At 73.7% G+C, this 23,148-nt stretch carries 24 protein-coding genes and 1 pseudogene; 18 read left to right on the top strand and 7 right to left on the bottom strand.

Going from position 1 to position 23,148, the window contains the following annotated elements:
• The first annotated feature begins 7 nt into the window (after nt 1-7).
• Nucleotides 8-430, top strand: a complete 423-nt coding sequence (locus I3F54_RS06820) for a cysteine/serine endopeptidase inhibitor (protein ID WP_240117705.1) — start codon at nt 8-10, stop codon at nt 428-430.
• A 232-nt stretch (nt 431-662) separates the two neighbouring features.
• Here the strand turns inward: I3F54_RS06820 and I3F54_RS06815 are convergent.
• A pseudogene (locus tag I3F54_RS06815) lies at nt 663-1,426 on the bottom strand (aminotransferase class I/II-fold pyridoxal phosphate-dependent enzyme); the annotation flags it as partial.
• A gap of 139 nt (nt 1,427-1,565) precedes the next feature.
• Between I3F54_RS06815 and I3F54_RS06810 the strand changes: the two are divergent.
• From I3F54_RS06810 to kynU, 11 genes are all read left to right on the top strand, one after another.
• Complete coding sequence (locus tag I3F54_RS06810) at nt 1,566-1,907, top strand: hypothetical protein (protein WP_240117704.1); 342 nt, start codon at nt 1,566-1,568, stop codon at nt 1,905-1,907.
• A gap of 362 nt (nt 1,908-2,269) precedes the next feature.
• Nucleotides 2,270-2,788, top strand: a complete 519-nt coding sequence (locus tag I3F54_RS06805) for a DUF2617 family protein (RefSeq protein ID WP_240117703.1) — start codon at nt 2,270-2,272, stop codon at nt 2,786-2,788.
• 129 nt (nt 2,789-2,917) lie between these two features.
• Nucleotides 2,918-4,555: a polyamine aminopropyltransferase gene (locus I3F54_RS06800; RefSeq protein WP_240117702.1), complete on the top strand. Its 1,638-nt coding sequence runs from the start codon at nt 2,918-2,920 to the stop codon at nt 4,553-4,555.
• Between the two features lie 71 nt (nt 4,556-4,626).
• Nucleotides 4,627-5,574 (top strand): SRPBCC domain-containing protein, encoded by a 948-nt coding sequence (locus tag I3F54_RS06795; RefSeq protein WP_240117701.1) that lies wholly within the window; start codon nt 4,627-4,629, stop codon nt 5,572-5,574.
• Nucleotides 5,575-5,612: 38 nt separating this feature from the next.
• Nucleotides 5,613-6,401, top strand: coding sequence for an aldose 1-epimerase (locus I3F54_RS06790; RefSeq protein ID WP_240117700.1), 789 nt, complete (start codon nt 5,613-5,615; stop codon nt 6,399-6,401).
• A 10-nt stretch (nt 6,402-6,411) separates the two neighbouring features.
• The gene (gene pyrE, locus I3F54_RS06785) at nt 6,412-6,984 is read left to right on the top strand and encodes an orotate phosphoribosyltransferase (protein WP_240117699.1); all 573 of its coding nucleotides are present in this window, start codon (nt 6,412-6,414) and stop codon (nt 6,982-6,984) included.
• A gap of 133 nt (nt 6,985-7,117) precedes the next feature.
• Entirely contained in the window at nt 7,118-8,140 is a 1,023-nt protein-coding gene (gene fbaA / locus I3F54_RS06780) for a class II fructose-bisphosphate aldolase (protein ID WP_240117698.1), read from the top strand.
• A 6-nt stretch (nt 8,141-8,146) separates the two neighbouring features.
• Nucleotides 8,147-9,661, top strand: coding sequence for an MFS transporter (locus I3F54_RS06775; RefSeq protein WP_240117697.1), 1,515 nt, complete (start codon nt 8,147-8,149; stop codon nt 9,659-9,661).
• Between the two features lie 212 nt (nt 9,662-9,873).
• A complete protein-coding gene (locus I3F54_RS06770) occupies nt 9,874-10,287 on the top strand; it encodes a DUF3151 domain-containing protein (protein ID WP_240117696.1) in 414 nt (137 codons plus the stop codon).
• A gap of 147 nt (nt 10,288-10,434) precedes the next feature.
• Nucleotides 10,435-11,283 (top strand): tryptophan 2,3-dioxygenase family protein, encoded by an 849-nt coding sequence (locus I3F54_RS06765; protein ID WP_240117695.1) that lies wholly within the window; start codon nt 10,435-10,437, stop codon nt 11,281-11,283.
• Nucleotides 11,276-12,463 carry a kynureninase gene (kynU, locus tag I3F54_RS06760; protein ID WP_240117694.1) on the top strand — a complete coding sequence of 396 codons (1,188 nt, stop codon included), beginning with the start codon at nt 11,276-11,278 and terminating at the stop codon, nt 12,461-12,463. Before I3F54_RS06765 ends, kynU begins: the two co-directional genes overlap by 8 nt.
• Before the next feature lie 63 nt (nt 12,464-12,526).
• Here the strand turns inward: kynU and I3F54_RS06755 are convergent, their stop codons facing one another.
• Nucleotides 12,527-13,144, bottom strand: coding sequence for a TetR/AcrR family transcriptional regulator (locus I3F54_RS06755; protein WP_240117693.1), 618 nt, complete (start codon nt 13,142-13,144; stop codon nt 12,527-12,529).
• 197 nt (nt 13,145-13,341) lie between these two features.
• On the opposite strand from I3F54_RS06755, the gene I3F54_RS06750 reads away from it, so the two are divergent.
• From I3F54_RS06750 to I3F54_RS06740, 3 genes are read left to right on the top strand one after another with little or no spacing between them, the layout of a single operon-like run.
• Nucleotides 13,342-14,211 (top strand): alpha/beta hydrolase, encoded by an 870-nt coding sequence (locus I3F54_RS06750; protein WP_240117692.1) that lies wholly within the window; start codon nt 13,342-13,344, stop codon nt 14,209-14,211.
• Nucleotides 14,212-14,234: 23 nt separating this feature from the next.
• On the top strand, nt 14,235-14,402 hold the full coding sequence (locus tag I3F54_RS06745) for a hypothetical protein (protein WP_240117691.1): 168 nt from the start codon (nt 14,235-14,237) through the stop codon (nt 14,400-14,402).
• 9 nt (nt 14,403-14,411) lie between these two features.
• Nucleotides 14,412-15,629 carry a cytochrome P450 gene (locus tag I3F54_RS06740; protein ID WP_240117690.1) on the top strand — a complete coding sequence of 406 codons (1,218 nt, stop codon included), beginning with the start codon at nt 14,412-14,414 and terminating at the stop codon, nt 15,627-15,629.
• Nucleotides 15,630-15,671: 42 nt separating this feature from the next.
• Here the strand turns inward: I3F54_RS06740 and I3F54_RS06735 are convergent, their stop codons facing one another.
• Entirely contained in the window at nt 15,672-17,273 is a 1,602-nt protein-coding gene (locus I3F54_RS06735) for an ABC transporter permease (RefSeq protein ID WP_240117689.1), read from the bottom strand.
• Nucleotides 17,274-17,277: 4 nt separating this feature from the next.
• Nucleotides 17,278-18,246 carry an ABC transporter ATP-binding protein gene (locus I3F54_RS06730; RefSeq protein WP_240117688.1) on the bottom strand — a complete coding sequence of 323 codons (969 nt, stop codon included), beginning with the start codon at nt 18,244-18,246 and terminating at the stop codon, nt 17,278-17,280.
• A gap of 103 nt (nt 18,247-18,349) precedes the next feature.
• Between I3F54_RS06730 and I3F54_RS06725 the strand changes: the two genes are divergently transcribed.
• Nucleotides 18,350-18,856: a GbsR/MarR family transcriptional regulator gene (locus tag I3F54_RS06725; RefSeq protein WP_240117687.1), complete on the top strand. Its 507-nt coding sequence runs from the start codon at nt 18,350-18,352 to the stop codon at nt 18,854-18,856.
• Between the two features lie 62 nt (nt 18,857-18,918).
• Here the strand turns inward: I3F54_RS06725 and I3F54_RS06720 are convergent, their stop codons facing one another.
• Entirely contained in the window at nt 18,919-19,767 is an 849-nt protein-coding gene (locus I3F54_RS06720; RefSeq protein WP_240117686.1) for an acylglycerol kinase family protein, read from the bottom strand.
• Between the two features lie 195 nt (nt 19,768-19,962).
• Between I3F54_RS06720 and I3F54_RS06715 the strand changes: the two genes are divergently transcribed.
• Both I3F54_RS06715 and I3F54_RS06710 read left to right on the top strand, forming a co-directional pair.
• Nucleotides 19,963-21,246 carry an adenylosuccinate synthase gene (locus tag I3F54_RS06715; RefSeq protein ID WP_240117685.1) on the top strand — a complete coding sequence of 428 codons (1,284 nt, stop codon included), beginning with the start codon at nt 19,963-19,965 and terminating at the stop codon, nt 21,244-21,246.
• 129 nt (nt 21,247-21,375) lie between these two features.
• Nucleotides 21,376-21,570 carry a hypothetical protein gene (locus I3F54_RS06710; RefSeq protein WP_240117684.1) on the top strand — a complete coding sequence of 65 codons (195 nt, stop codon included), beginning with the start codon at nt 21,376-21,378 and terminating at the stop codon, nt 21,568-21,570.
• Nucleotides 21,571-21,652: 82 nt separating this feature from the next.
• On the opposite strand, the gene I3F54_RS06705 is transcribed toward I3F54_RS06710, so the two are convergent.
• The gene (locus I3F54_RS06705) at nt 21,653-22,303 is read right to left on the bottom strand and encodes a hypothetical protein (RefSeq protein ID WP_240117683.1); all 651 of its coding nucleotides are present in this window, start codon (nt 22,301-22,303) and stop codon (nt 21,653-21,655) included.
• A gap of 103 nt (nt 22,304-22,406) precedes the next feature.
• A complete protein-coding gene (locus tag I3F54_RS06700; RefSeq protein WP_240117682.1) occupies nt 22,407-23,108 on the bottom strand; it encodes a GntR family transcriptional regulator in 702 nt (233 codons plus the stop codon).
• Nucleotides 23,109-23,148 lie beyond the last annotated feature (40 nt).

The raw sequence follows: 23,148 nt of genomic DNA, 5'->3' as shown, positions 1-23,148 counted from the left end.
AGCAGCAGTGAAGGCAATCAAGCGGGCACGCCTCTGGTTCGCCGCCGGGGCGGTCGCCATGACCATGGCGGCCCTCGGCACGGACCCGGCCTACGCGGCGGTCCCGATCGGCCAGCCCGTCAGCGGCACGGCGACCTGGTACAACGATGCGGGCTACGGCGCCTGCGGCACGCCGATCGACGCTTCGTCCCAGATCCTGGTCGCGGTCTCGCCGTCCTACTGGACCTCGGCCAACCCGAACCTGGACCCCCTCTGCTCGGGGATATCGGTCCAGGTCAGCTACAACGGCCGGACCATCACCGTCCCGGTCCGCGACAAGTGCTGGTCCTGCGCTCCGGGCCACATCGACCTGAGCGCCCCGGCGTTCCGCTCCCTCGCCGCCCCCGACCTCGGCGTCATCCCAGTCACCTGGAAGTTCGTCCGCAGCTGACCTGCCGCTTGATGGCCCGTCCGGTCGCAGGTCGGACGGGTCGTGCGGCGCCTTCAGAGGTCGTTTTCAGTATCTCCAAGAGCTGGGTTGATCGTTCCTCCGGCTCAACCGTTCCCTTCAGAGGAACCGCGTCTCATTGACTTCCGCCCTGCTCCGGGCTGCTAGGGGCAGGGCGTGACGTTGTACCTGCGCATGGTCAGCTTGCCGGCGAACAGGTAGGCGAAGAGGGCTTGACCCAGCCCACCTTCCAGCCGGTGAAGGAGAAGGTCTTGCCCGCAGACCCGATCGTGACCGTCCGCTCCCGCATGCCCGGCAGGGTCGCCAGCGGCACGTGTTCGACGTCGTCGAAGACCAGGTGCTCGTACACCTCGTCGGTCACCACCAGCAGGTCCCGCTCCACCGCCAGCTCGGCGATCGCGGTCAGCTCCTGGCGGGTGAGGACCGTGCCGGTCGGATGGTGCGGCGTGCTGATCAGCAGCAGCCGGGTGCGGTCGGTGACCGCGGCGCGCAGCTCGTCCGGGTCCAGGCGGAAGGCGCCCTCGTGCGGGCGCAGGGTGACCGGCACCCGCCGCCCGTCCGCCATGGCGATGCCGGCCGCGTAGGAGTCGTAGTACGGCTCCAGCGCCACGACCTCGTCGCCCGGCTCCAGCAGCGCGAGCAGCGCCGCGGCGATCGCCTCCGTGGCGCCCGCGGTGACCAGGACCTCGGTGTCCGGGTCGAAGGCCAGCCCGTACCGGCGTCGCTGGTGCGCCGCGACCGCGGTGCGCAGCTCGGGCACGCCCGGGCCCGGCGGATACTGGCTGCCGCGCCCGTCGCGCAGTGCCCGCACCGCTGCCTCGCGGATCTCCTCGGGGCCGTCGGTGTCGGGAAAGCCCTGGCCGAGGTTGATGGAGCCGGTGCTCACGGCCAGGCGGACATCTCTGCGAAGATCGTCGTCCCGGACTCGGCGAGGCGCCGGTTGAGGAGGGGGCGCGGCGTGGTGGTCATGCGGGCCATCGTGCTCCGAAGCTCTGGAGTTCCTCAACTCTGCTTTGGGACGCGCGGTGCGCGGGCATCTCCCGTTCACGCAGGGCGCGAGGCACCCACGGGGGCTGCTTCGGGGGGCTTTCGAAGGATTCGGAAGGAGGGTGACGTCATGTTCAGCGGCATCATCCTGGCAGTGGTCGTCGTCGTGCTGGTCGCGGCGGTCGTCTCCGGCGCGCGCAGCGGGCGCGGCGCCCGGGCGTACCGGAAGGGTGCCCGGCGTGGGTCCGGCCGGGCGTACAGCCGCAGCTCCGGCCGCAACAGCTGGTGGGCCGGCGGGGCGGGCGGGGGTGGCGTGTCGTGCGGCTCGTCCTCGAACGACAGCGGCGGCTCGGGTCATTCGGGCCACTCCGGTCACTCCGGTCACTCCTGCGGTGGTGGCTCGTCCTGCGGTAGCGGCTCGTCCTGCGGAGGCGGGTCGTCCTGCGGGAGCGGATGCGGGGGAGGCAGCTGACACGGGGCAGCTGAGCTCCAGCAAGGGGGAACCGCATCCGAACCGCGGGGTCCGGGCCTGGGCCGGACCCCGCGGTCGTGTTCCCGGCCCCGATGCGCGGGGGCGCTGGCGGGTATGAGGGGGCGCACTCCCTGGTTGAACAGTTGAGCTGTGCAGCCCTCTGAGGGATGGAAACCCTCCGAAGTTGGGTAAAAACGCTGTGGCAGCGCCACAGTTCATGATTCCCTCTAAAACACCACCCCAGCCCCTCGGACGTCTTGCGCGGATGCCTCCCCGACTGGGTTGACCGGGCCGATCTCCCGGTATCGACCGGGGTGTGCCGGACCAACGCCCTCCTCTTTGCGTTCTAGCGGAGCCGATCCATGCTCACGACCCTGAACACCTCCTACACCGACACGCGCGCGGCCGACCTGGCCTGGGCCCTGGGGCGCGAACCGCTCCCCGCGCTGGCCACGCTCGATCTCGAACTGGCGGACACGAGACTTCAGCTGCGGCTGCTCGGCGCATCCCACCAGGTGCTGCTGGAGGAGGAGCGGGGCACCTGCTCGGAGACGGTGGCCTGCATTCCCGGCAGCAGCACGCCCCTCCCGCTGGGCGTGGCCAAGCGGGTGGGCGACTGGGAGTACGAGTTCGCGGCGCGGGTGGAAGTGCTCTCGCCGGGCTCGTTCGCCGGGCGTGCGCAGGAACTCCTCGCCCTCGTCGCCGACCACCCCAACGGCCTTGCCGGGGTCTTCCCCGGCAGCCCGCACGCGTTCACCGCGTTGCTCGCGCAGCGGCAGGGCGAGCATGTGCACTGGCGCACCTGGCACGCCTACCCGCAGGACGGGCAGCTCGTGGCGACGCGGACGCGGGTGGGCGCGCGGGTGCCGGCCCCGCTGTGACGGTGCCCGCCGGGGTGCGTGGCGGGCCCTCGCGGGTGCGCCGGGCGCAAACCTCGGTGGAGCGCCAACTCCCAGTTCCACACGTGTGGGTGACGTAGCGTCCCAGAGGCGTGACGTAACGTCGCTTTCGTGATCGAACCGCACGCGCCCGCCCCGCCCGGCAACACGCCGCCCTGGGGCGGCCCCGCGCGGCTGCCCGTCCGTCCGGGCACGGGACGGTTCCTCGTGCTGGCGTGCGTGTTCGTCTGTGCCGCCTGCGGTCTGGTGTACGAGCTCGAACTCGTCGCCCTGGCCTCCTACCTGATCGGTGACTCGGTCACCCAGGCGTCCGTGGTGCTGTCGGTCATGGTGTTCGCGATGGGCATCGGCTCGCTGGCGGCCAAGCGACTGCGCCGGCACGCGGCCACCGGTTTCGCCGCCCTGGAGGCACTCCTCGCCCTGGTCGGCGGGTGCAGCGCGCTCGCGCTGTACGCCGTCTTCGCCTGGACCGGCAACTGGGGAGGCCTGTGGGCGAGCGGCCCGCGCTGCCTGCTCGTCGCCTTCTCCCTCGCCATCGGTCTGCTCATCGGTGCCGAGGTGCCGTTGCTGATGGAACTGATCCAGCGCGTCCGCCGGCAGGACGCGGGCGGTGCGGTGGCCGACCTGTTCGCCGCGGACTACGTCGGCGCACTCGTCGGCGGCCTCGCCTTCCCCTTCCTCCTGCTGCCCTTCCTGGGCCAGTTGACCAGTTCCCTGCTGACCGGGGCCGTCAACGTCGTCGCCGGGGGCTCCCTCGTTCTGGGCCTCTTCCGCCGCGACCTCGGCCCCCGGGCCCGCTGGATCCTGCTCACCGCCAACCTCGCGGTGCTCGGCGTCCTCGCCTGTGCCGCCGCCCTCGTCGACGACTTCGAACGGGCCGCGCGACATGCGGTCTACGGCGACGACGTCCGCGTCGCCCGTCAGACCGACGTCCAGGAGGTCGTTCTCACCGGCGGCACCCGCGGCCGGCCCCTCGACCTCTTCCTCGACGGCCGGCTCCGGGTGGGCGGGCGTGACGAGCGCCGCTATCACGAGGCGCTCGTCCACCCCGCGATGAACGGCCCGCACGCGCGTGTGCTGATCCTCGGCGGCGGCGACGGACTGGCCGCGCGGGAAGTGCTGCGGCACCCGCGGGTGCGCCGGGTCGACGTCGTCGAACTCGACGCGGGCGTGGTCCGGCTGGCCCGCACCGACCCCGCGCTGTCCCGGCTCAACGAGCACGCCTTCGGCGACGCGCGCGTCCACGTCGCGATCGCCGACGCCTTCACGTGGCTGCGCACCGCGCCGAGGGCCTCGTACGACGTCGTCGTCTGCGACCTGCCCGACCCGGGCATCACCGCCAGCACGAAGCTGTACTCGCAGGAGTTCTACGGACTGGCGCGGCGTGTGCTCGCCCCCGGCGGCCGGCTCGCCGTGCACGCCGGGCGGGTGTCCTCCCGGCCGCGGGCGTTCTGGACCGCCGCGACGACGATCCGCGCCGCCGGCCTGCGGGTCTCCACCTACCGGGTCGCCGCCCGCGACGCGGGCTTCGCCACCGGGCCCGACCGGGCCGCCGGCACCTCCCGCGCGCCGCACGACTGGGGGTTCGTCCTCGCCGCCGCCGGCCGGCGGCCCGCCCTCGGGCTCGCCCCCGGCGAGCCGCCGCCGCGCACCCTGACCACGGCCGGGCTGGCGGCGGACGCGCGGGCGGCCGAGCGGACCCGGATCCGGGGGCTGCGGGTGTCGACGCTGGTGCATCCGCGCTACTGACCCCCGAATGCGCGCACGAATCGGCGTCCGGGTGAGGGTGCTCCGTGCCGTCGCTGGGTAGAGTCCGCGCCATGGAGCATGAGGTGTTCGTTCCGGTGCCCGGCGAGCGGCTGAGAGCGGTGCTGGCCGACCCCGCGCGCGTGGCCCGGGCCGTTCCCGGGCTCCAGCAGGACGCCGGCGGCGCGCCTCTGGCCGGACGGCTCAAGCTGCGCATCGGCGGCCACAGCATCACCTACCGGGGCGCCCTGCGGATCACCGCCCGGGACGACGGCTCCCACCACGTCGAGGGCGACGCCGGCGAGGCCCGCGGGAGCGGGACGGTGAAGCTCGCCCTCACGGTGCGGCTGCGCGATGCGGAGGGCGGCACCCTCGTCTCCTTCGGCGGTACGGCGACGGCCGGCGGCCGGGTCACCGAGCTGCCCGTGGAGGAGGTCGCCGGGGCGGTGGCCCGGCTGCTGAACCGCTTCGTCGAGCGCCTGGGTCAGGAGGCGGCCGCCCGGCAGCCGGGGCACGCCGGTGCCGGGGAGGCCGAGTCGCCCGAGCTGCTGTCCGCGGGGGAGTTCGAGGCGGCGGCGACCAGCGACTTCGAGACGACGCCGGACGCGGACGACGCGCCGGCGCCGGGCCCGGGCGGAGAGGCCGGGGACGCCGGACAGGCCTCGCGGAGCCCGGCGGGCGAGGACCACCCGGAGGCCGCAGAGGCCCCGGACGCCGCGGAGGGCCCGGCCACCGGGGACGCCGGTGACGGCACCCCCCTCTCCGACGCCGAGGTGCCCCCGTCGCCGGACCCGGCGGCGGACGACGGCAGAGCCGTCGCCGAGGCCGCCCACGCGCGCCGGACGATGATCGGCCGGAGCGCCGAGGAGGTCGACCACGCACCGCCGCGCGGACGGTACGCGCCCGTGCCGGCACCGCAGCCGGTCTCCCCCGTGTCGGCGCTGCGCTGGGCGGTGCCGGCCGCGGTGGCCGCGGTGGCCTCCGCGGTCGTGGTGGGACGGGTGCTGCGCAAGCGGCGTTGAGCCGTCCCTGACCGCCGCCGGGCCAGTAGGGTCGTCCCGTGAGTGACGAAGACATCACACTGACCGCGGGTGACGCGGAAGCGGTAGTGGCGCCCGGGAACGGCGGGCGGATCGCCGGGCTGCGCGTCGACGGCGTCGAACTGCTTCGCCAGGGCGAGCGGTTCGGCTGCTTCCCGATGGTGCCCTGGTGCGGGCGGATCCGGGACGGGAAGTTCCAGGACGGCGCCGCCACCCACCGGATGCCGCTCAACTCCCCGCCGCACGCGATCCACGGCACGGCCCGCGACGGAGCCTGGCGCGTCGCCCGCCGGGCGCAGGACGAGGCGGTGATCACGTTCGACCTGGTCGAACCCTGGCCCTACCCCGGCCGCGTCACCCAGGCCGTCGCCCTGACCCCCGACTCGCTGACGCTGACGATGTCCGTGGAGACGATCGACTCCTCCTTCCCGGCCCAGATCGGCTGGCACCCCTGGTTCAACCGGAACCTCGGCGGGGTCGACGCGGAGATCGACTTCGCGCCCGCCTGGCAGGAGGAGCGCGGCGACGACCACCTGCCCACCGGTCATCGGACCGCCCCGCAGCCCGGGCCCTGGGACGACTGCTTCGGCATGCCCGGCGGCGTCGACGTGACGCTGACCTGGCCGGGCCGCCTGGAGCTGAGGGTCACCAGCCGCCAGGAGTGGGTGGTCGTCTACGACGAGCAGGCGGAGGCGGTCTGCGTGGAGCCGCAGACCGGTCCGCCCAACGGCCTGAACACCCTCCCCCGGCTGGTCACACCGCTGGAGCCGCTGGAGGCCGCCACGACCTGGAGCTGGCTCCGCCCTTAAGCTGACAGACATGACGGACGTCAACGGAACAACGCCGCACGGCACGCGCGGCGCGCTGCTGCAGCAGATCAAGGACAAGGCCGTGGTGCACGGCAGGGTGACCCTGTCGTCGGGCCTGGAGGCCGACTACTACGTCGACCTGCGCCGCGTCACCCTGGACGGCGAGGCCGCCCCGCTGGTCGGCCAGGTGCTGCTGGACCTCACCGCCGACCTGGAGTTCGACGCGGTGGGTGGTCTCACCATGGGCGCCGACCCGGTCGCCGCCGCGATGCTGCACGCCGCCGCCACCCGCGGCAGGCGCCTGGACGCCTTCGTCGTCCGCAAGGCCGCCAAGGCGCACGGCCTCCAGCGACGCGTGGAGGGCCCGGACATCGCCGGCCGCCGCGTGCTCGTCGTCGAGGACACCTCCACCACGGGCGGCTCCCCGCTGACCGCCGTCGAGGCGGTCCGCGAGGCCGGCGCCGAGGTCGTGGCCGTCGCGACGATCGTCGACCGTGCCACCGGCGCCGCGGAGAAGATCCGGGACGGTGCGGGCGTTCCGTACCTCTTCGCCTACTCCAAGGACGAGCTGGGCCTGGACTGACCGGCCCGCGGACGGCACCTGGACCTTCCGGCCGAGTCTGGAAGGATGGGGCCGACGATGACGTCGCCCCCACGGTCTTGGACAGTGCCGTAAGCACCAAGAACGCCCACCCGCACATACAAGGAGCGGACAGATGCCCATCGCAACCCCCGAGGTCTACAACGAGATGCTCGACCGGGCGAAGGCAGGCAAGTTCGCCTACCCGGCCATCAACGTCACCTCGTCGCAGACCCTGCACGCGGCTCTGCGCGGCTTCGCCGAGGCCGAGAGCGACGGCATCATCCAGATCTCGACCGGTGGCGCCGAGTTCCTGGGCGGCCAGCACAGCAAGGACATGGTGACCGGCGCGGTCGCCCTGGCCGAGTTCGCGCACATCGTCGCCCAGAAGTACGACGTCACCGTCGCCCTGCACACCGACCACTGCCCGAAGGACAAGCTCGACGGGTACGTGCGCCCGCTGATCGCCGTCTCCGAGGAGCGCGTCGCCCGCGGCGAGAACCCGCTGTTCCAGTCGCACATGTGGGACGGCTCCGCCGAGACCCTCGCCGACAACCTGGAGATCGCTCAGGAGCTGCTGGCCCGCGCCGCCGCCGCGAAGATCATCCTGGAGGTCGAGATCACCCCGACCGGCGGTGAGGAGGACGGCGTCTCGCACGAGATCAACGACTCGCTGTACACCACGGTCGACGACGCGATCCGCACCGCGGAGGCGCTGGGCCTCGGCGAGAAGGGCCGCTACCTGCTGGCCGCCTCCTTCGGCAACGTGCACGGCGTGTACAAGCCGGGCAACGTGGTGCTGCGCCCGGAGCTGCTGAAGGAACTGAGCGACGGCGTCGCCGCCAAGTTCGGCACCTCGTCCCCGTTCGACTTCGTCTTCCACGGCGGTTCCGGCTCCACGGTGGAGGAGATCCGCACCGCGCTGGAGAACGGCGTCGTCAAGATGAACATCGACACGGACACGCAGTACGCCTTCACGCGTCCCGTCGCCGACCACATGTTCAAGAACTACGACGGCGTCCTGAAGGTCGACGGCGAGGTCGGCAACAAGAAGACCTACGACCCGCGCACCTGGGGCAAGCTGGCCGAGGCCAGCATGGCCAAGCGTGTCGTCGAGGCCTGCCAGAGCCTCCGCTCCGCCGGTACGAAGATCAAGTAGCACGTGATGGCAGGCCGGGGCGGGGGCACCGAGGAGCACCCCGCCCCGGCCTCCGTGCGTCTGAGCGGTCCCAGCGCCTCCACGGGCCGCTGGATCCTCCTCACGACGGTTCTCGGCTCCAGCATGGCGCTGCTGGACTCCACCGTCGTCAACGTCGCCCTGCCCCGCATCGGCCGCGACCTGGGCACCGGCCTGGCGGCCCTGCAGTGGACCGTCAACGCCTACATGGTCACGCTGGCCGGCCTGATCCTCCTCGGCGGCGCGCTCGGCGACCGCTACGGCCGCCGCCGGATCTTCGTGCTGGGCGTGGTGTGGTTCGCGGCGGCCTCGCTGCTGTGCGGCCTCGCCCCGAACGCCGTCGTGCTGATCGCCGCCCGCGCCCTCCAGGGCATCGGCGGCGCGCTCCTCACCCCGGGCTCGCTCGCCCTGATCCAGGCGTCCTTCCATCCCGACGACCGCGGGCGGGCCGTCGGCCTGTGGTCGGGGTTCGGGGGCGTCGGGGCGGCCGTCGGGCCGTTCCTGGGCGGCTGGCTGGTGGACGGCCCCGGCTGGCGCTGGGTCTTCCTGCTCAACGTGCCCCTGGCCCTGGTGTGCGTGCCGGTGGCGCTGCGGCACGTCCCCGAGTCGTCCGACACCCGGGACCACGGCCGCTTCGACGTCCTCGGCGCGTCGCTGGGGGCGCTGGCGCTCGCCCTGCTGACGTACGCGCTGATCGAGGCGCGCCAGGGGTCCGTCGCCGTCGTCGTGGCCGCGGTGGCCGGGCCGCTGGCGGCCGTCGCCTTCGTCCTGGTCGAGCGGCGGCGCCCGGACCCGATGCTGCCGCTCGGCATCTTCGCCTCCCGCCAGTTCACCGCGGTCAACCTGGTCACCCTGTGCGTGTACGCGGCCTTCGCCGGCTTCTTCTTCCTCACCGCGCTCCAGCTCCAGGTCGTGAGCGGCTACTCCCCCCTCCAGGCCGGTACGGCACTGCTGCCGACGACGATCCTGATGCTGCTGTTCTCCGCGCGCTCCGGCGCCCTCGCCGACCGGATCGGCCCGCGCGTCCCGCTGACCGTCGGTCCCCTGCTGTGTGCGGCGGCGATGCTGCTGATGCTGCGGGTCGGCACCGACGCCGACTACGCGACCGACGTGCTGCCCGCGCTGCTGGTCATGGGCGCCGGCATGGTCACCCTCGTGGCGCCGCTGACCGCCACCGTCCTCGCCTCCGTGGACAACGCCCGGGCGGGCCTGGCCAGCGGCATCAACAACGCGGCGGCCCGGGCGGCCGGCCTGGTCGCGGTGGCCGCGCTGCCGCTGCTGGCCGGCATGGGCCCGGAGGCCTACCGGTCGGCGTCCGCCTTCGACGCCGCGTTCCGGCGGGCCATGCCGATCTGCGCGGGCGTCCTCGTCGTCGGGGCGCTGCTCGCCTACACCACGGTGCGGCGCCCGGTCCCGGGCTGCCGCCACCCGGAGTGCCACACGCACTGCTCCGTCGCCGCGCCCCCGCTGGAGCCGCGGCGCGGCGACCGGCCGGCGTCCTAGGGCCGCGTCGGCCGCCGTCGGAGCGGTGGCGGAGAGGGCCCCGGCGAGCAGGAGCCGGCGACGGCTGCCGTCCTCGTGGTGGGCGCGCGGGCCCCCGTGGCCGTGAGCGTGGCCGGTGGCGCCCGGTAACCGGCCCTCTCGTGGAAGGGACGGTTCCGCGCGGGGCCCGGGCGGCTGTCACCGATCAGGGACGATGCAGCAGACTGGACCGTATGACGATGCACGAGAACCTCCTCGGGGGCCCGCCCCCGACCCACCTGCCCGACGACCCCGAGCCGCGGGAGCTGCTGGCCGGCGGCACGGCGCCGGTGGACGTCGCCGCGAAGTACCCGACGTCCTCGCTGGCCTGGGCCAGGCTGGCCGACGAGGCGTTCGAGCGGGGCTCGGTCGTGGAGTCGTACGCCTATGCCCGGACGGGCTACCACCGCGGCCTGGACGCCCTGCGCCGCAGCGGCTGGAAGGGCCACGGCCCGATCCCCTGGGAGCACGAGCCGAATCGCGGCTTCCTGCGCGCCCTGCACGGCCTCGCCCGGGCCGCGCAGGCCATCGGCGAGCAGGAGGAGTACGAGCGCTGCACCCAGTTCCTGAAGGACTCCTCGGAGACGGCGGCGCAGACGCTCCGCTGAACCGCCCCCGGTGACACGAGGCCCGTCCGTGATCGGGCGGGCCTTGCGGTTTCCCGGGCGGATGCGCAGGATGCGGGTGGGGACCGGGGCCCCCGTGCCGGTAACGGCAGGGGCGGACCGCTACCCGGAGTACAGCAGGAGACAGCGATGTCCCACCAGGCTCATCAGTCCCACGTGGCTCAGGAGCCCGAGACCCCGCATCTCGACTTCCACGGCACGACGCCGTACGAGGACTACGTCAAGGCCGACGTCCTCACCCACCTCCAGCACACCCTCTCCGAGGATCCCGGAGAGATGGTCTTCCTGGTCACGACCCAGGTGATGGAGCTGTGGTTCACCGTCATCGTCCACGAGTGGGAGACCGCGGCACGGGCCCTGCGCGGGGACGACGTCCCCACGGCGCTGTCGGCGCTGAAGCGGTCCGTCAGGGAACTGGAGGCGCTGAACGCCTCCTGGACGCCGCTCGGCCAGCTCACGCCGGCCCAGTTCAACTCCTACCGCAGCGCCCTCGGTGAGGGCTCCGGCTTCCAGTCGGCGATGTACCGTCGCATGGAGTTCCTGCTCGGCGAGAAGTCCGCGTCGATGCTGGTCCCGCACCGGGGCGCCCCGCGCGTCCACGCCGAGCTGGAGAAGGCGCTGCACGAGCCGAGCCTGTACGACGAGGTCGTACGGCTGCTCGCGCGGCGCGGCCACGCGATCCCGGACTCCGTCCTCCAGCGGGACGCGGCCCTGCGCCACGAGCCCTCCGAGGAGATCGAGGCGGCCTGGGCGGCCGTCTACGCCGGTGATCCCGCCGACGAGCTGGCCCGCCTGGGCGAGGCGCTGACCGATGTCGCCGAGCTGGTGTGGCGATGGCGCAACGACCACCTCGTCGCCACCCGGCGCGCGATGGGCGCGAAGCCCGGCACGGGCGGCTCCGCCGGTGTGGCGTGGCTGGAGAAGCGGGCACGGAAGAACGTGTTCCCCGAGCTGTGGACGGCGAGGTCCCATGTCTGAGCCGGTCGAGCGGGCGCGGGAGCTGGACTCCGCGGACGAGTTGGCGCCGGTGCGCGGACGGTTCGTCCTCGACGACGTCGTGTACCTCGACGGCAACTCGCTCGGCGCGCTGCCGTCGAACGTGCCGGGGCGGGTCGAGGACGTCGTCCGCCGCCAGTGGGGTGAGCTGCGCATCCGCTCCTGGGAGGAGAGCGGCTGGTGGGCGGCCCCCGAGCGGATCGGTGACCGGATCGCACCGCTGGTGGGGGCCGCGGCCGGGCAGATCGTGGTCGGCGACTCCACCAGCGTCAACGTCTTCAAGGCGCTGGTCGCCGCGGTCAGGACGGCGGGTGGCGGCCGGGACGAGATCGTCGTGGACGCGACGACCTTCCCCACCGACGGCTACATCGCCGAGTCCGCGGCCCGGATGACGGGCTGCACGCTGCGTCCGGTGCCGCCGGCGCAGGTGCCCCGGGCGCTGGGGGAGCGCACGGCCGCGGTGCTCCTGAACCACGTCGACTACCGCACCGGCCGGCTGCACGACCTGCCGTCGCTGACGGCCGCCGTCCACGAGGCCGGCGCCCTCGCCGTCTGGGACCTGTGCCACAGCGCGGGCGCGCTGCCGGTCGGGCTCGACGAGCACGGCGTCGACCTGGCCGTCGGCTGCACCTACAAGTACCTCAACGGCGGCCCGGGTTCCCCGGCGTACCTGTACGTCCGGCGGGACCTCCAGCCCCGCTTCGACTCCCCTCTGCCGGGCTGGAACTCGCACGCCGAGCCGTTCGGCATGCGGCAGGCCTACGCACCGGCGGCCGGTGCCCGGCGGGGCCGCGTCGGCACGCCGGACATCCTGTCCATGCTCGCCCTGGAGGCCGCCCTGGAGGTCTGGGACGGGGTGCCGATCGAGGCGGTGCGGGCCAAGTCCCTGTCCCTGACGGACTTCTTCCTGGAGTGCGTGGAGCGGTACGTGCCGCCGGGCCGTGTCGAGTCCCTGACCCCGGTTCCCCACGCGGAGCGCGGCAGCCAGGTGGCCCTGCGGTGCGACGACGCCGGGGACGTGATGAAGCGGCTGATCGAGGAGGGCGTGGTCGGCGACTTCCGCGCACCCGACGTCCTGCGCTTCGGCTTCACGCCCCTGTACGTCGGGTTCGCGGACGTGGAACGGGCGGCCCGGGTGCTGGCCGGGGTCCTGACCTCCTAGGGGTCCGGTGCGGTGCCCGCGGCACGCGCGCTCGCCGCGTGCGCGGTGGTGGCCGGCGGATGCTCACCGGCCGGTGGGGGCGGCGGTGTACGCCCCCGCCACCGCCGCCGCGTACGCGGCCCGTGCCGCGCGCTCCGCCGCGAGGGGGCCGGGGGCCGCGCCGGCGGTCAGCAGCTCCTGGTGGAGCGGTGCGGACACCGCCCGCACCACGGCCGCCGCGTCCGTGCCGGGGGGCAACTCCCCGCGGAGGACGCCCCGGTCCACGCACGGCACCCACTGCGCCACCCGGACCTCGAAGAACCGCCGCAACGCCGCCGCCGTCCGCGCGTCGCACGTGGCCGCGGCGACCACCGCCCGCAGCAGCGCCCCCTGCCGCGCGTCGGCCGCCTCCCGCTGTACGAGCAGGGCGTAGGCCCGCAGGTCCCCGGCCAGGGACCCGGTCTCCCGGCGGGGTGCCACGTCGTGCGCCAGCTCCGCGAGCAGGTCGGCGACCAGCCCGGTCACCGACCCCCACCGCCGGTACACGGTGGTCTTGCCGACCTCGGCCCGCCGGGCGACGTCCGCGAGGTCGAGGTGCGCGAGGCCCTGTTCGGCCAGGATGTCGCCGGCCGCCCGCAGCACGGCGGTACGGACACGCGCGGTACGCCCTCCGGGACGTACGGTGCCGGGTCGGGCGGACATGACGGTCTCCTCGGGCACGCGGACGCTACCCGGGCAGCGTAACGAAACTGCAGAACCGTTTACCCCTCACCCTGCGTCACATCCACGGTGTCGGTGCACGTCATCGGCCTGATAACGTCCCGGCCAACGGCCTATTCCACTCCTGGTCCGCCACCACCCGGTTCACCAAGTCCGTTTCGTCGCTGAGAGGTTGGAGCATGCCGGACGACGTCGCCGCAACCCGGGCCGCCGCCGAGGAGGAGTCGGCCCTCTCGCACCCGCCCGTCGATCCCGACGCCAGCGCCCCCTACGGCGACCACCCCGACCAGGTGATCGACTTCTACGCCCCGCGCGGCCGGCGCGGCCCGGGCGGACTCGCCCCCCTGGTCGCCGTCCTGCACGGGGGCGCATGGCGGTCCCCCCACGGCCGGCGGCACATCAGCCCGTTCGCCGGGTTCCTGGCCCGGCGCGGGTTCGCGGTGGCCAGTGTGGAGTACCGACGCGGCGCCGAGCAGGACGCCGCCCTGGCCGGCCGGTGGCCGGAGACCTTCGACGACGTCGCCGCCGCGCTGGACGCGCTGCCCGGCCTCGCCCGCGAGGCGCTGCCGCAGGCCGACCCGCGCCGCACCGTGCTCACCGGCCACTCGGCGGGCGGGCACCTGGCGCTCTGGGCGGCGGCCCGGCACGTCCTGCCCGCCGACGCCCCCTGGCGCACCGAGAGCCCCGTCCCGCTGCGCGGCGTGGTCGCACTCGCCCCGATCGCCGACCTCGCGGTCGCCGAGAAGCTCGGCGTGTGCGGGAACGCCTCGCTCCAACTGCTCGGCGGGGAGGAGGGGTTCGTCGATCGCCGGCCGTACGCCGACCCTGTTCTGCTCCTGCCCACCGGCATCGCCACCACCCTGGTGCAGGGCCGCGCCGACATCGACGTGCCGCAGGCGGTCGCCGAGGCCTACGCGGACGCGGCGGCGAAGGCGGGCGAGGTCGTCGGGCTGACGCTGCTGGAGGACGTCGGCCACTTCCCGCTGATCGACCCCGCGGCCGACGCGTGCGCGGTGGTGGCCGAGGAGATCGCGCAGCTGGCCTGGTGAGACCGGGCCCGGAACGGTCCCCGGTGGCCGAGTCGACGATCAGGGCCCACGCCGGGCGCGTCCTCGTCGGACTCGGCCTGCGGGACCGCACCCGGGCGGCGGTGTTCGCGTACGAGGCGAGGCCGGTGACGCCGGGCCGACGGGGCGCCGTGGCCGGCCGCACCCTGGTCAGGCGAGCCCGCACGCGCTAGCGTCCCGGCATGTCAGCCCCCGCCCGCCTCGCCTTCGACCCCTGGGCCCCGGCGTTCCTCGCCGACCCCTACCCCGCCTACGCCGAGCTGCGCGGGCTCGGGCGGGTCCTGTACTACGAGCCGACCGACCAGTGGCTGGTCCCGCACCACGCGGACGTGTCCGCGCTGCTGCGGGACCGGCGGCTGGGGCGCACGTACCTGCACCGGTTCGCGCACGAGGACTTCGGGAGGACACCGCCGCCCGCCGAGCACGAGCCGTTCCACACCCTCAACGACCACGGCATGCTCGACCTGGAGCCCCCCGACCACACCCGGATCCGGCGCCTGGTGTCGAAGGCGTTCACCCCGCGCACCGTCGAGCGGCTGGTGCCGTACGTCGAGCGGCTGGCCGGCGACCTGGTCGACCGCCTGGTGCGGCGCGGCGGCGGGGACCTGCTCGCGGACGTCGCCGAGCCGCTGCCCGTCGCCGTGATCGCCGAGATGCTCGGCATCCCCGAGGGCGACCGGCACCAGCTGCGCCCCTGGTCGGCGGACATCTGCGGGATGTACGAGCTGAATCCGCCGGAGGAGGTGGCCCGCCGGGCCGTACGGGCCTCGGTGGAGTTCTCCGGCTACCTGCGCGAACTGATCGCCGCCCGACGCCGGGAGCCCGGCGACGACCTGATCTCCGGGCTGATCGCCGCGCACGACGAGGGCGACCGGCTCACCGAGCAGGAGATGGTCTCCACCGCCGTCCTGCTTCTCAACGCCGGCCACGAGGCCACCGTCAACGCCACGGTCAACGGCTGGTGGGCCCTCTTCCGGCATCCGGAGCAGCTGGCCGCCCTGCGCGCCGACCACGCGCTGGTCCCCACCGCGGTGGAGGAGCTGATGCGGTACGACACCCCGCTCCAGCTCTTCGAACGCTGGGTGCTGGAGGACATCGAGATCGACGGGACGACGGTCCCGCGCGGCGCCGAGATCGCCATGCTCTTCGGATCCGCCAACCACGACCCGGAGGTCTTCCGGGCGCCCGAGCGCCTGGACCTCACCCGCTCCCACAACCCCCACATCTCCTTCAGCGCCGGCATCCACTACTGCATCGGCGCCCCGCTCGCCCGCGTCGAGCTGGCGGCCTCCATGGGGGCCCTGCTCACCCGGGCCCCCGCCCTCGCCCCGGCCGCCGAGCCCGCCCGCAGGCCGAACTTCGTGATCCGGGGGCTCACCGCCCTGCCCGTCGAGATCTGAGGCGGTGGCGCAGCCGCCGGGGCCCTTCGACGGGCAGCGGAGTCAGGTGGTCACGTCCCGCCGGCGCAGGCCGGCCAGTCCGGCGGCCGTGAGGGCGGCGGCCAGGCCCAGCAGCACCAGCGGCGGCGACCAGTGCATCGCCCCGCCCGGCAGCTTCGGCAGGTGGGCGAAGGGGGAGAGGTCCAGCACCACCTGCGGCAGGTCCAGCGCCGGGCCGATCCAGCCGATCAGCAGGACGGCGCCGGCGACACCCCACGCGGCCGGTGCGGCGCGCGGCACCAGGCCGTACAGCAGCACCGCCGCCCCGCCCAGCACCCACACCGCCGGCACCTGCACCAGGCAGGCACCCACCAGGGGTCCGGCCTCCCGGCCGTGACCGGCGGCCAGGCCGAGGCCCGCCAGGAGCATCAGCCAGGCCGCGCCGCCGAAGGCGACCACCAGGTGGCCGGCGGCCCAGCGCAGCCTGCCCAGCGGCCCCGCCAGGACCGTCTCGGCCCGGCCCGAGGTCTCCTCGCCGTGCAGGCGCAGCACCGACCCCACCACGTACAGCGTGGCGACCAGACCGATCACTCCCGCCATCGCCGCGAGGAAGGCGTCCGTCAGGGCCGACTGCCCGCCCATCCGCTCGAAGATCTCGCGGGCCTGTGCGTTGTCACCGACCAGGTCGGCCGCGCCCTCGGCCAGTCCGCCGTAGACCACCCCGGCGATCAGGAAGCCGGCCGACCAGCCCAGCACGCTGCCGCGCTGCAACCGCCACGCCAGGGCACCCGCCGAGCCCAGCCGGCCCGCCGCCGGTCCCGGCCGCGTCGACAGGAAGCTCATCCCCACGTCGCGCCGGCCCGCCAGGGCGTAGGCCACCGCCCCCTGCACCGCCACCGCCGCCGCGAACAGCAGCAGGACCCACCAGCGTTCCCCGGCGTAGGCGCGCAGATTCTCCGCCCAGCCCAGCGGCGACAGCCAGGTCAGCAGCGACGAACCGTCGTCCGTCGCCGCGTCGCCCGCCGCACGCAGCACGAACGCGGCGCCCAGCACGGCGGCCGTCAGGCCGCGCGCCAGCCGTGCGCTCTCCGTCAGCTGCGCGGCGATCGCCGCGAGCGCCGCGAAGAGCAGCCCCGACCCCGCGACGCCGAGCGCGAAGGCCACCGCCCCCGCCAAGCCCTGCCCGGCCAGGCCCACCGTCAGCAGCAGGGCCAGGACACTGTCGGCGACGGCCGCCGCCAGCAGCGCTGCCGTCAGGGAGGCGCGGCGGCCCACCATCCCGGACGCCACCAGCTCCTGCCGGCCGCTCTCCTCCTCGTCACGGGTGTGCCGGACGACGACGAGCAGGCTCATGACGGCGGCGAGCACGGCGGCGAACACCCCGATGCGCCAGGCCGTCAGGGCGCCCACGGAGTCGCCGAAGACCGGGCCGACCATCGCCCGCAGGGAGGAGTTGGCCTGCATCTGCCGCATCAGGCCGGCGCGGTCGGCCTCGGTGGGGTACAGGGTCCCCAGGGTGTTCGGCATCGACAGGACCATGAGCGTGTTCACCGCGATCCACACCGGGAGCAGCACCCGGTCGCGGCGCAGCGCGAAACGCAGCAGGGTGCCGGTGCCCGCCAGCTGCCGTGTGCTGCCGGTCCGCACCGCGAAGACGGTCGTCACGACGTCACCTCGCCCCTTCGCCGGCCGAGTCCGCCGAGTCCGCTGCGTCCGCCGAGTCCGCTGCGTAGTGACGCAGGAACAGTTCCTCCAGCGTCGGCGGCGTCGACGTCAGTGACCGCACCCCGGCCTCGCTCAGCCGGCGCAGCACGGCGTCCAGTTTGTCGGTGTCGACCTGGAGGCGGACGCGGTGGCCCTGCACGTCGAGGTCGTGGACGCCGGGCAGGCGCACCAGCCCGTCGGGCGGGCCGGCCAGTTCGGCGGTGACGCTCGTCCGGGTCAGGTGGCGCAGGTCGGCCAGCGACCCGCTCTCGACGGTGCGGCCCCTGCGGATGATGCTCACCCGGTCGCAGAGCTGCTCGACCTCGCTCAGGATGTGGGACGACAGCAGGATCGTCCGGCCGCGTTCCCGCTCCTCCGCCACACAGCGCTGGAAGACCTCCTCCATCAGCGGGTCCAGCCCGGCGGTCGGCTCGTCCAGGATCAGCAGGTCGACGTCGGAGGCGAACGCGGCGACGAGGGCGACCTTCTGCCGGTTGCCCTTGGAGTAGGTCCGCCCCTTCTTGGTGGGGTCGAGTTCGAACCGCTCGATCAGCTCCGTACGCCGCCCGGGGTCGAGCCCGCCCGCGCGTCGCCCGCCGTGCTCCGTGCGGCCCCCCTGGCGCAGGCGCCCGTACAGGTCGATGACCTCGCCGCCGGAGAGGTTGCGCCACAGGGTGACGTCGCCGGGGACGTACGCGATGTGCCGGTGCAGCTCCACCGCGTCCCGCCAGGGGTCGCGGCCGAGCACCCGTGCCGTGCCGGCGTCTGCGCGCAGCAGGCCGAGCAGGACGCGCAGGGTGGTGCTCTTGCCGGCGCCGTTGGGGCCGAGGAAGCCGTGGACCTCTCCGGTGCCGATCTCCAGGTCGAGGCCGTCCAGCGCCAGGGTGCGGCCGAACGCCTTGTGCAGCCCGGAGACGGTGATTGCCTTCGTCATGGACCCGAACGTACGCTTGCTTCAGAAATTTGTGAAGTTAAGGAAGGGAGTGAATCGACGTTAGACTCGTGGACGATGCCTGAACAGGGGAGATGATCGCGGCATGACCGAGCCGACGGTGGCGGACGGGTACCCCAGGGATCCCGAGGTGGTCTCCCGCTTCGTCGAGCACTTCGCCGCGCAGCTCGTGGAAGCCGGGCTGCCGCGGATGCCCGCCCGGGTCTTCGCCGCGCTGCTCGCCTCCGACACCGGCACCCTGACCTCCGCCGAGCTGGGCGAGCAGCTGCAGATCAGCCCCGCGGCCGTCTCCGGGGCGGTCCGCTACCTCTCCCAGGTCCACATGCTCTCCCGCGAGCGCGAGCCCGGGTCGCGCCGGGAGCGCTACCGCGTGCACAGCGACCAGTGGTACGAGGCCCTCACCAACCGCGAGGCGATCATCAGACGGTGGGAGGACGCCCTGCGCGAGGGCGTCGCCGGCCTGGGCCCCGACACCCCGGCCGGCCGCCGCCTCGCCGAGACCCTCGCCTTCTTCGAGTTCATCGAGAAGGACGTGGCCGAGATGATGGAACGCTGGCGGGTGCACCGCGAGCGGTTGTTCGGGACGCCCTGAGCCGCCCACCGGCCGCCTGCCCACCGCCCGCCGGCCGCCCTCGGGCCGTCCCGGAGCCGGGGTCACACGGGCGTCGGCAGGGTCACTCCCAGCGCGCCCTCGGCCACCGTCCAGGTGCGCCGCCGTACCGGTCCCACCACCTGCGCGTCCGCCCGGTAGCGGAAGTCCCCGCCGGAGACGGAGACCGTCCGCCCCTCCGCCCGCACCGGTGGCGCCTCCGCCCCCGCCGAGACGGGGCGGACCTCGACGAGCGCCGAACCCGCGGCGCCCGGCGTCAGGGACACCGCCTCGACCGGCTGGTCCAGGTCCACCACCGTCGCGCCGTCGACCTCCACGCGCAGCCGGGCGGGCTCGGGCGCGGTGAGGGTACGGGCGGGGCGCAGCGGCACCAGCGTGCGCACCAGCGACTGGCAGGTCCGCAGCCATGGGCGGCCGTCCGCGGGCTCCGCTCCGGCCCCGGGGGCCGCCCCCTCCCGCACCGGCGGGATCCCCACCGCCCTGAGCACCACCCCGTCGCTGTCGTCCACCAGGACGTCCAGCCGCCGCACGTCCCCGTCCAGCACGGCCCTCGCCGCCGCCACCGCGCCGGTCGGCACGCCCAGTGAACGGGCCAGCGACAGCGTGCTCCCGACCGGGACCACCGACAGTACGGACCCGGCCAGCTCCCGCTGCCGGTGCAGCAGGGACACCGCCCGGACGAGCGCCCGGTCGTCACCCACCACCACCGGCCGCCGCGACCCGCGCCGCGCCAGGGCCCGGGCGAACTCCTCGGGTCCGTTCGGCAGGCACAGTTTCGTCGCCGCACCCGCGCTGAGCACGTCTTTCGCGATCCGGACCGACTCTCCGTCCGTCCGCCGGGCGACCGGGTCGATGATCACCAGCAGCTGTTCGGACGCCGGATAAGTCGCCACCTCGGTCCTGCCTCGCTTCCTCGGGTAGCATCTTTGTGCAAGAGCCCCTTGCGCTATTGCGCCAGGGGCTTCGTCTATTCCGGGGCACCCGGTCCGACGGTTGGCGGCCAACGACGGTCGCGGTGCACGCGGCGGAAGACCCTCCGCGTCCGCCCCTGACCTTGGACATGCCCCGCCCGGAAGGGGTGTACGCGCGTGCCCGCACTTGTGCTGCTCGGTGCTCAGTGGGGTGACGAAGGCAAGGGAAAGGCGACCGACCTGCTCGGTGGCTCGGTGGATTATGTCGTGCGCTACCAGGGCGGCAACAACGCCGGCCACACGGTGGTCGTCGGCGACCAGAAGTATGCGCTCCACCTTCTCCCTTCCGGAATCCTCTCCCCCGGATGCACGCCTGTCATCGGCAACGGTGTCGTCGTCGACCCCTCGGTCCTGCTCTCCGAGCTGAGCGGCCTGAACGAGCGCGGCGTCGACACCTCCAAGCTCCTCATCAGCGGCAACGCGCACATCATCACGCCCTACAACGTCACTGTCGACAAGGTGACCGAGCGCTTCCTCGGAAAGCGCAAGATCGGCACGACCGGTCGCGGCATCGGCCCCACCTACGCCGACAAGATCAACCGCGTCGGCATCCGCGTGCAGGACCTCTACGACGAGTCGATCCTGCACCAGAAGGTCGAGGCGGCCCTCGACGTCAAGAACCAGGTCCTCACCAAGCTCTACAACCGGCGCGCCATCGCCGCGGACCAGGTGGTCGAGGAGCTGCTGGGCTACGCCGAGCAGATCAGGCCGTATGTCGCCGACACCGTACTCGTCCTCAACCAGGCGCTGGACGAGGACAAGGTCGTGCTGTTCGAAGGCGGTCAGGGCACCCTGCTCGACATCGACCACGGCACCTACCCCTTCGTCACGTCCAGCAACCCGACCGCCGGCGGTGCCTGCACCGGCGCCGGTGTCGGCCCCACGAGGATCGGCCGCGTCATCGGCATCCTCAAGGCCTACACCACCCGCGTCGGGGCCGGCCCCTTCCCGACGGAACTTTTCGACGAGGACGGCGAGGCGCTGCGCCGCATCGGCGGTGAGCGGGGTGTCACCACCGGCCGTGACCGGCGCTGCGGCTGGTTCGACGCCGTCATCGCCCGGTACGCGACCCGCGTCAACGGACTGACCGACTTCTTCCTCACCAAGCTCGACGTCCTCACCGGCTGGGAGCAGATCCCGGTCTGCGTGGCGTACGAGATCGACGGCAAGCGCGTCGAGGAGCTGCCGTACTCGCAGACGGACTTCCACCACGCGAAGCCGGTCTACGAGACGCTGCCCGGCTGGTCCGAGGACATCACCCAGGCCAAGTCCTTCTCCGACCTGCCGAAGAACGCCCAGAACTACGTCAAGGCGCTGGAGGAGATGTCCGGCGCCCCGATCTCCGCGATCGGCGTGGGCCCGGGCCGGGACGAGACGATCGAGATCAACTCGTTCCTGTAGTTCCGTGGTTCCCGCGGGCCGCACGGCCCGTACCAGCCTGGATCACCCGCGGGTCACACGTCCGCAACGGCGCCGGGAAGCGGGCGCCTCCAGCAAGCGGAGGCGCCCGTTTCGCGTTCGAATCGGAGCATGACCCAGCGTGTGGTGCGGTGCCGCGGCCCGTACGGCGGGGAGGTCGACGGCACCGGGTGCGGTGAGCCGGCCCGGTTCGAGGTCATCCGTTACCGGCGCCCCCACCTGTACGTGTGCCCCGTCCACCTGGGGCCGGCACTCCTGCTCGCGGAGGGCGTGCTGTGGCCGCCGGAGATCCGGCTCGTCGCGTGAGCCCCGGCCCGCCCGGCGCCGCCCGCCACGCCCGCGCCAGCGGCGGGCGACGCGGGCACCGGCGGCCGGGCCGGGGCGGCCGTCAGCTGAACACGATCATCGAACCCTGGGCCAGGCTCCGCGTCGCCGCCGCATGCAGTCCCAGCCAGACGTGGCGCTCCCGGGCGAACGGGCTGGGATCGTGCGGCGTCGGCGCGGCCGGCTGCTCCAGGTCCGTCGGGGCGGGCGGCGGTTCGGGCGCGGCCGGCGGGTTGGCCGGGTCGATGCCGATCGCCGCGGCGACCTGCTCCAGCTCCCGCAGCAGCGCATGCGCGGAGCCCAACGGGCCGCCCCCCGCCAGCAGTTCGTCGCTGAACAGGGGGGTGGGGAAGTCCAGGGGTACGTAGGCGCCCGCGTGGTCGTAGTGCCAGACCAGGTGCGACTGCTGGGCCGTCGTCTCGAACATCTCCAGCAACTGCTCGTAGTCGCCGCCCAGTTCGTCGACCGGTGTCACCGGCAGTCCGCACACCTGGAGCAGGTAGGCGCGCCGCAGGAAGTGCAGGGCGTCGTAGTCGAAGCCGGCCACCGGGGCGACCTCGCCGGACAGCCCCGGCATGTACTGGTACACCGGCACCGGCGGGAGCCCGGAGTCGGCGAGCACCTTGTTGTACTGCGCGAGTTCCTCGGCGAACGGGTTGTCGGGCGCGTGGCACAACACGTCGACGAGCGGTACCAGCCACAGGTCACAGGCCAAAGAAGGCTCCTCACACGACAACGCACGGCAACAGGGGGGCACACGCGGTGGTCAAGGCAGATTAGTCGGTGCCCCGGAGGTCCCGTACCCCCACCGGAGGTCCTCAGCCTTCCGCGAGCCGTTCGATCACGGCGAGCGAGTGCGTGTTGTACGCGGTGACGATCGCCCGCGCCGCCTCGGTGTCCCGCCGCAGCAGGGCGTCGACCAGCTCCGTGTGGCCCGACCACAGCCGGCCGCGCAGATCCGGCAGGCGCCGCAGATGCTGCACCGCGCACACCCAGGACTGCACCCGCAGCCGGTGCAGGAAGTCGGCGAGATAGGGATTGCCGAACAGGGCGCTCAGCTCGCGCCAGAAGCGCAGGTCGTACCCGATCAGCACGATGAGGTCGCCGGCCGCCGCCGCCCGCTGCGCCTCCTCGCCGCGCCGCCGCACCCCGGCCACGTCACCCGCCAGCCGCGGGTCCTCCAGGTTCCGGTAGCCCCGGTGGCCGCCGTCCAGGGCGAGGAACATCCCCTCGATGACGAGACTGCGGGCCTCGATGATGTCGCGGTAGTCCTCCACGGAGTACTCGCGGACCCTGAAGCCCCGGTGCTGGTCGGCCTCCAGCAGGCCCTGCGCGGACAGGTCCACCAGGGCCTCGCGCACCGGGGTCGCGGAGACGCCGTACTGCTCGGCGATCTCCTTCACCGTGAACGCCCGCCCCGGCCCCAGCCGGCCGGCCAGCACCTCGTCGCGAAGGGCGTCGGCGATCTGCTGCCGCAGGGTGCTGCGGGTCACGGTGCCGCTGCCGGTGCTGCCGGGCATGGTCGGGTGGCTCCCTCTCCACGTGCGGGTGGCGTGCTCG

Origin of the sequence: Streptomyces sp. MUM 2J, assembly GCF_022414535.1 — a bacterium.
In the GTDB taxonomy this organism is placed as follows: Bacteria; Actinomycetota; Actinomycetes; order Streptomycetales; family Streptomycetaceae; genus Streptomyces.
Note: the sequence above shows the minus strand (reverse complement) of the source record. Positions and strands in the feature narration are given on the sequence as shown.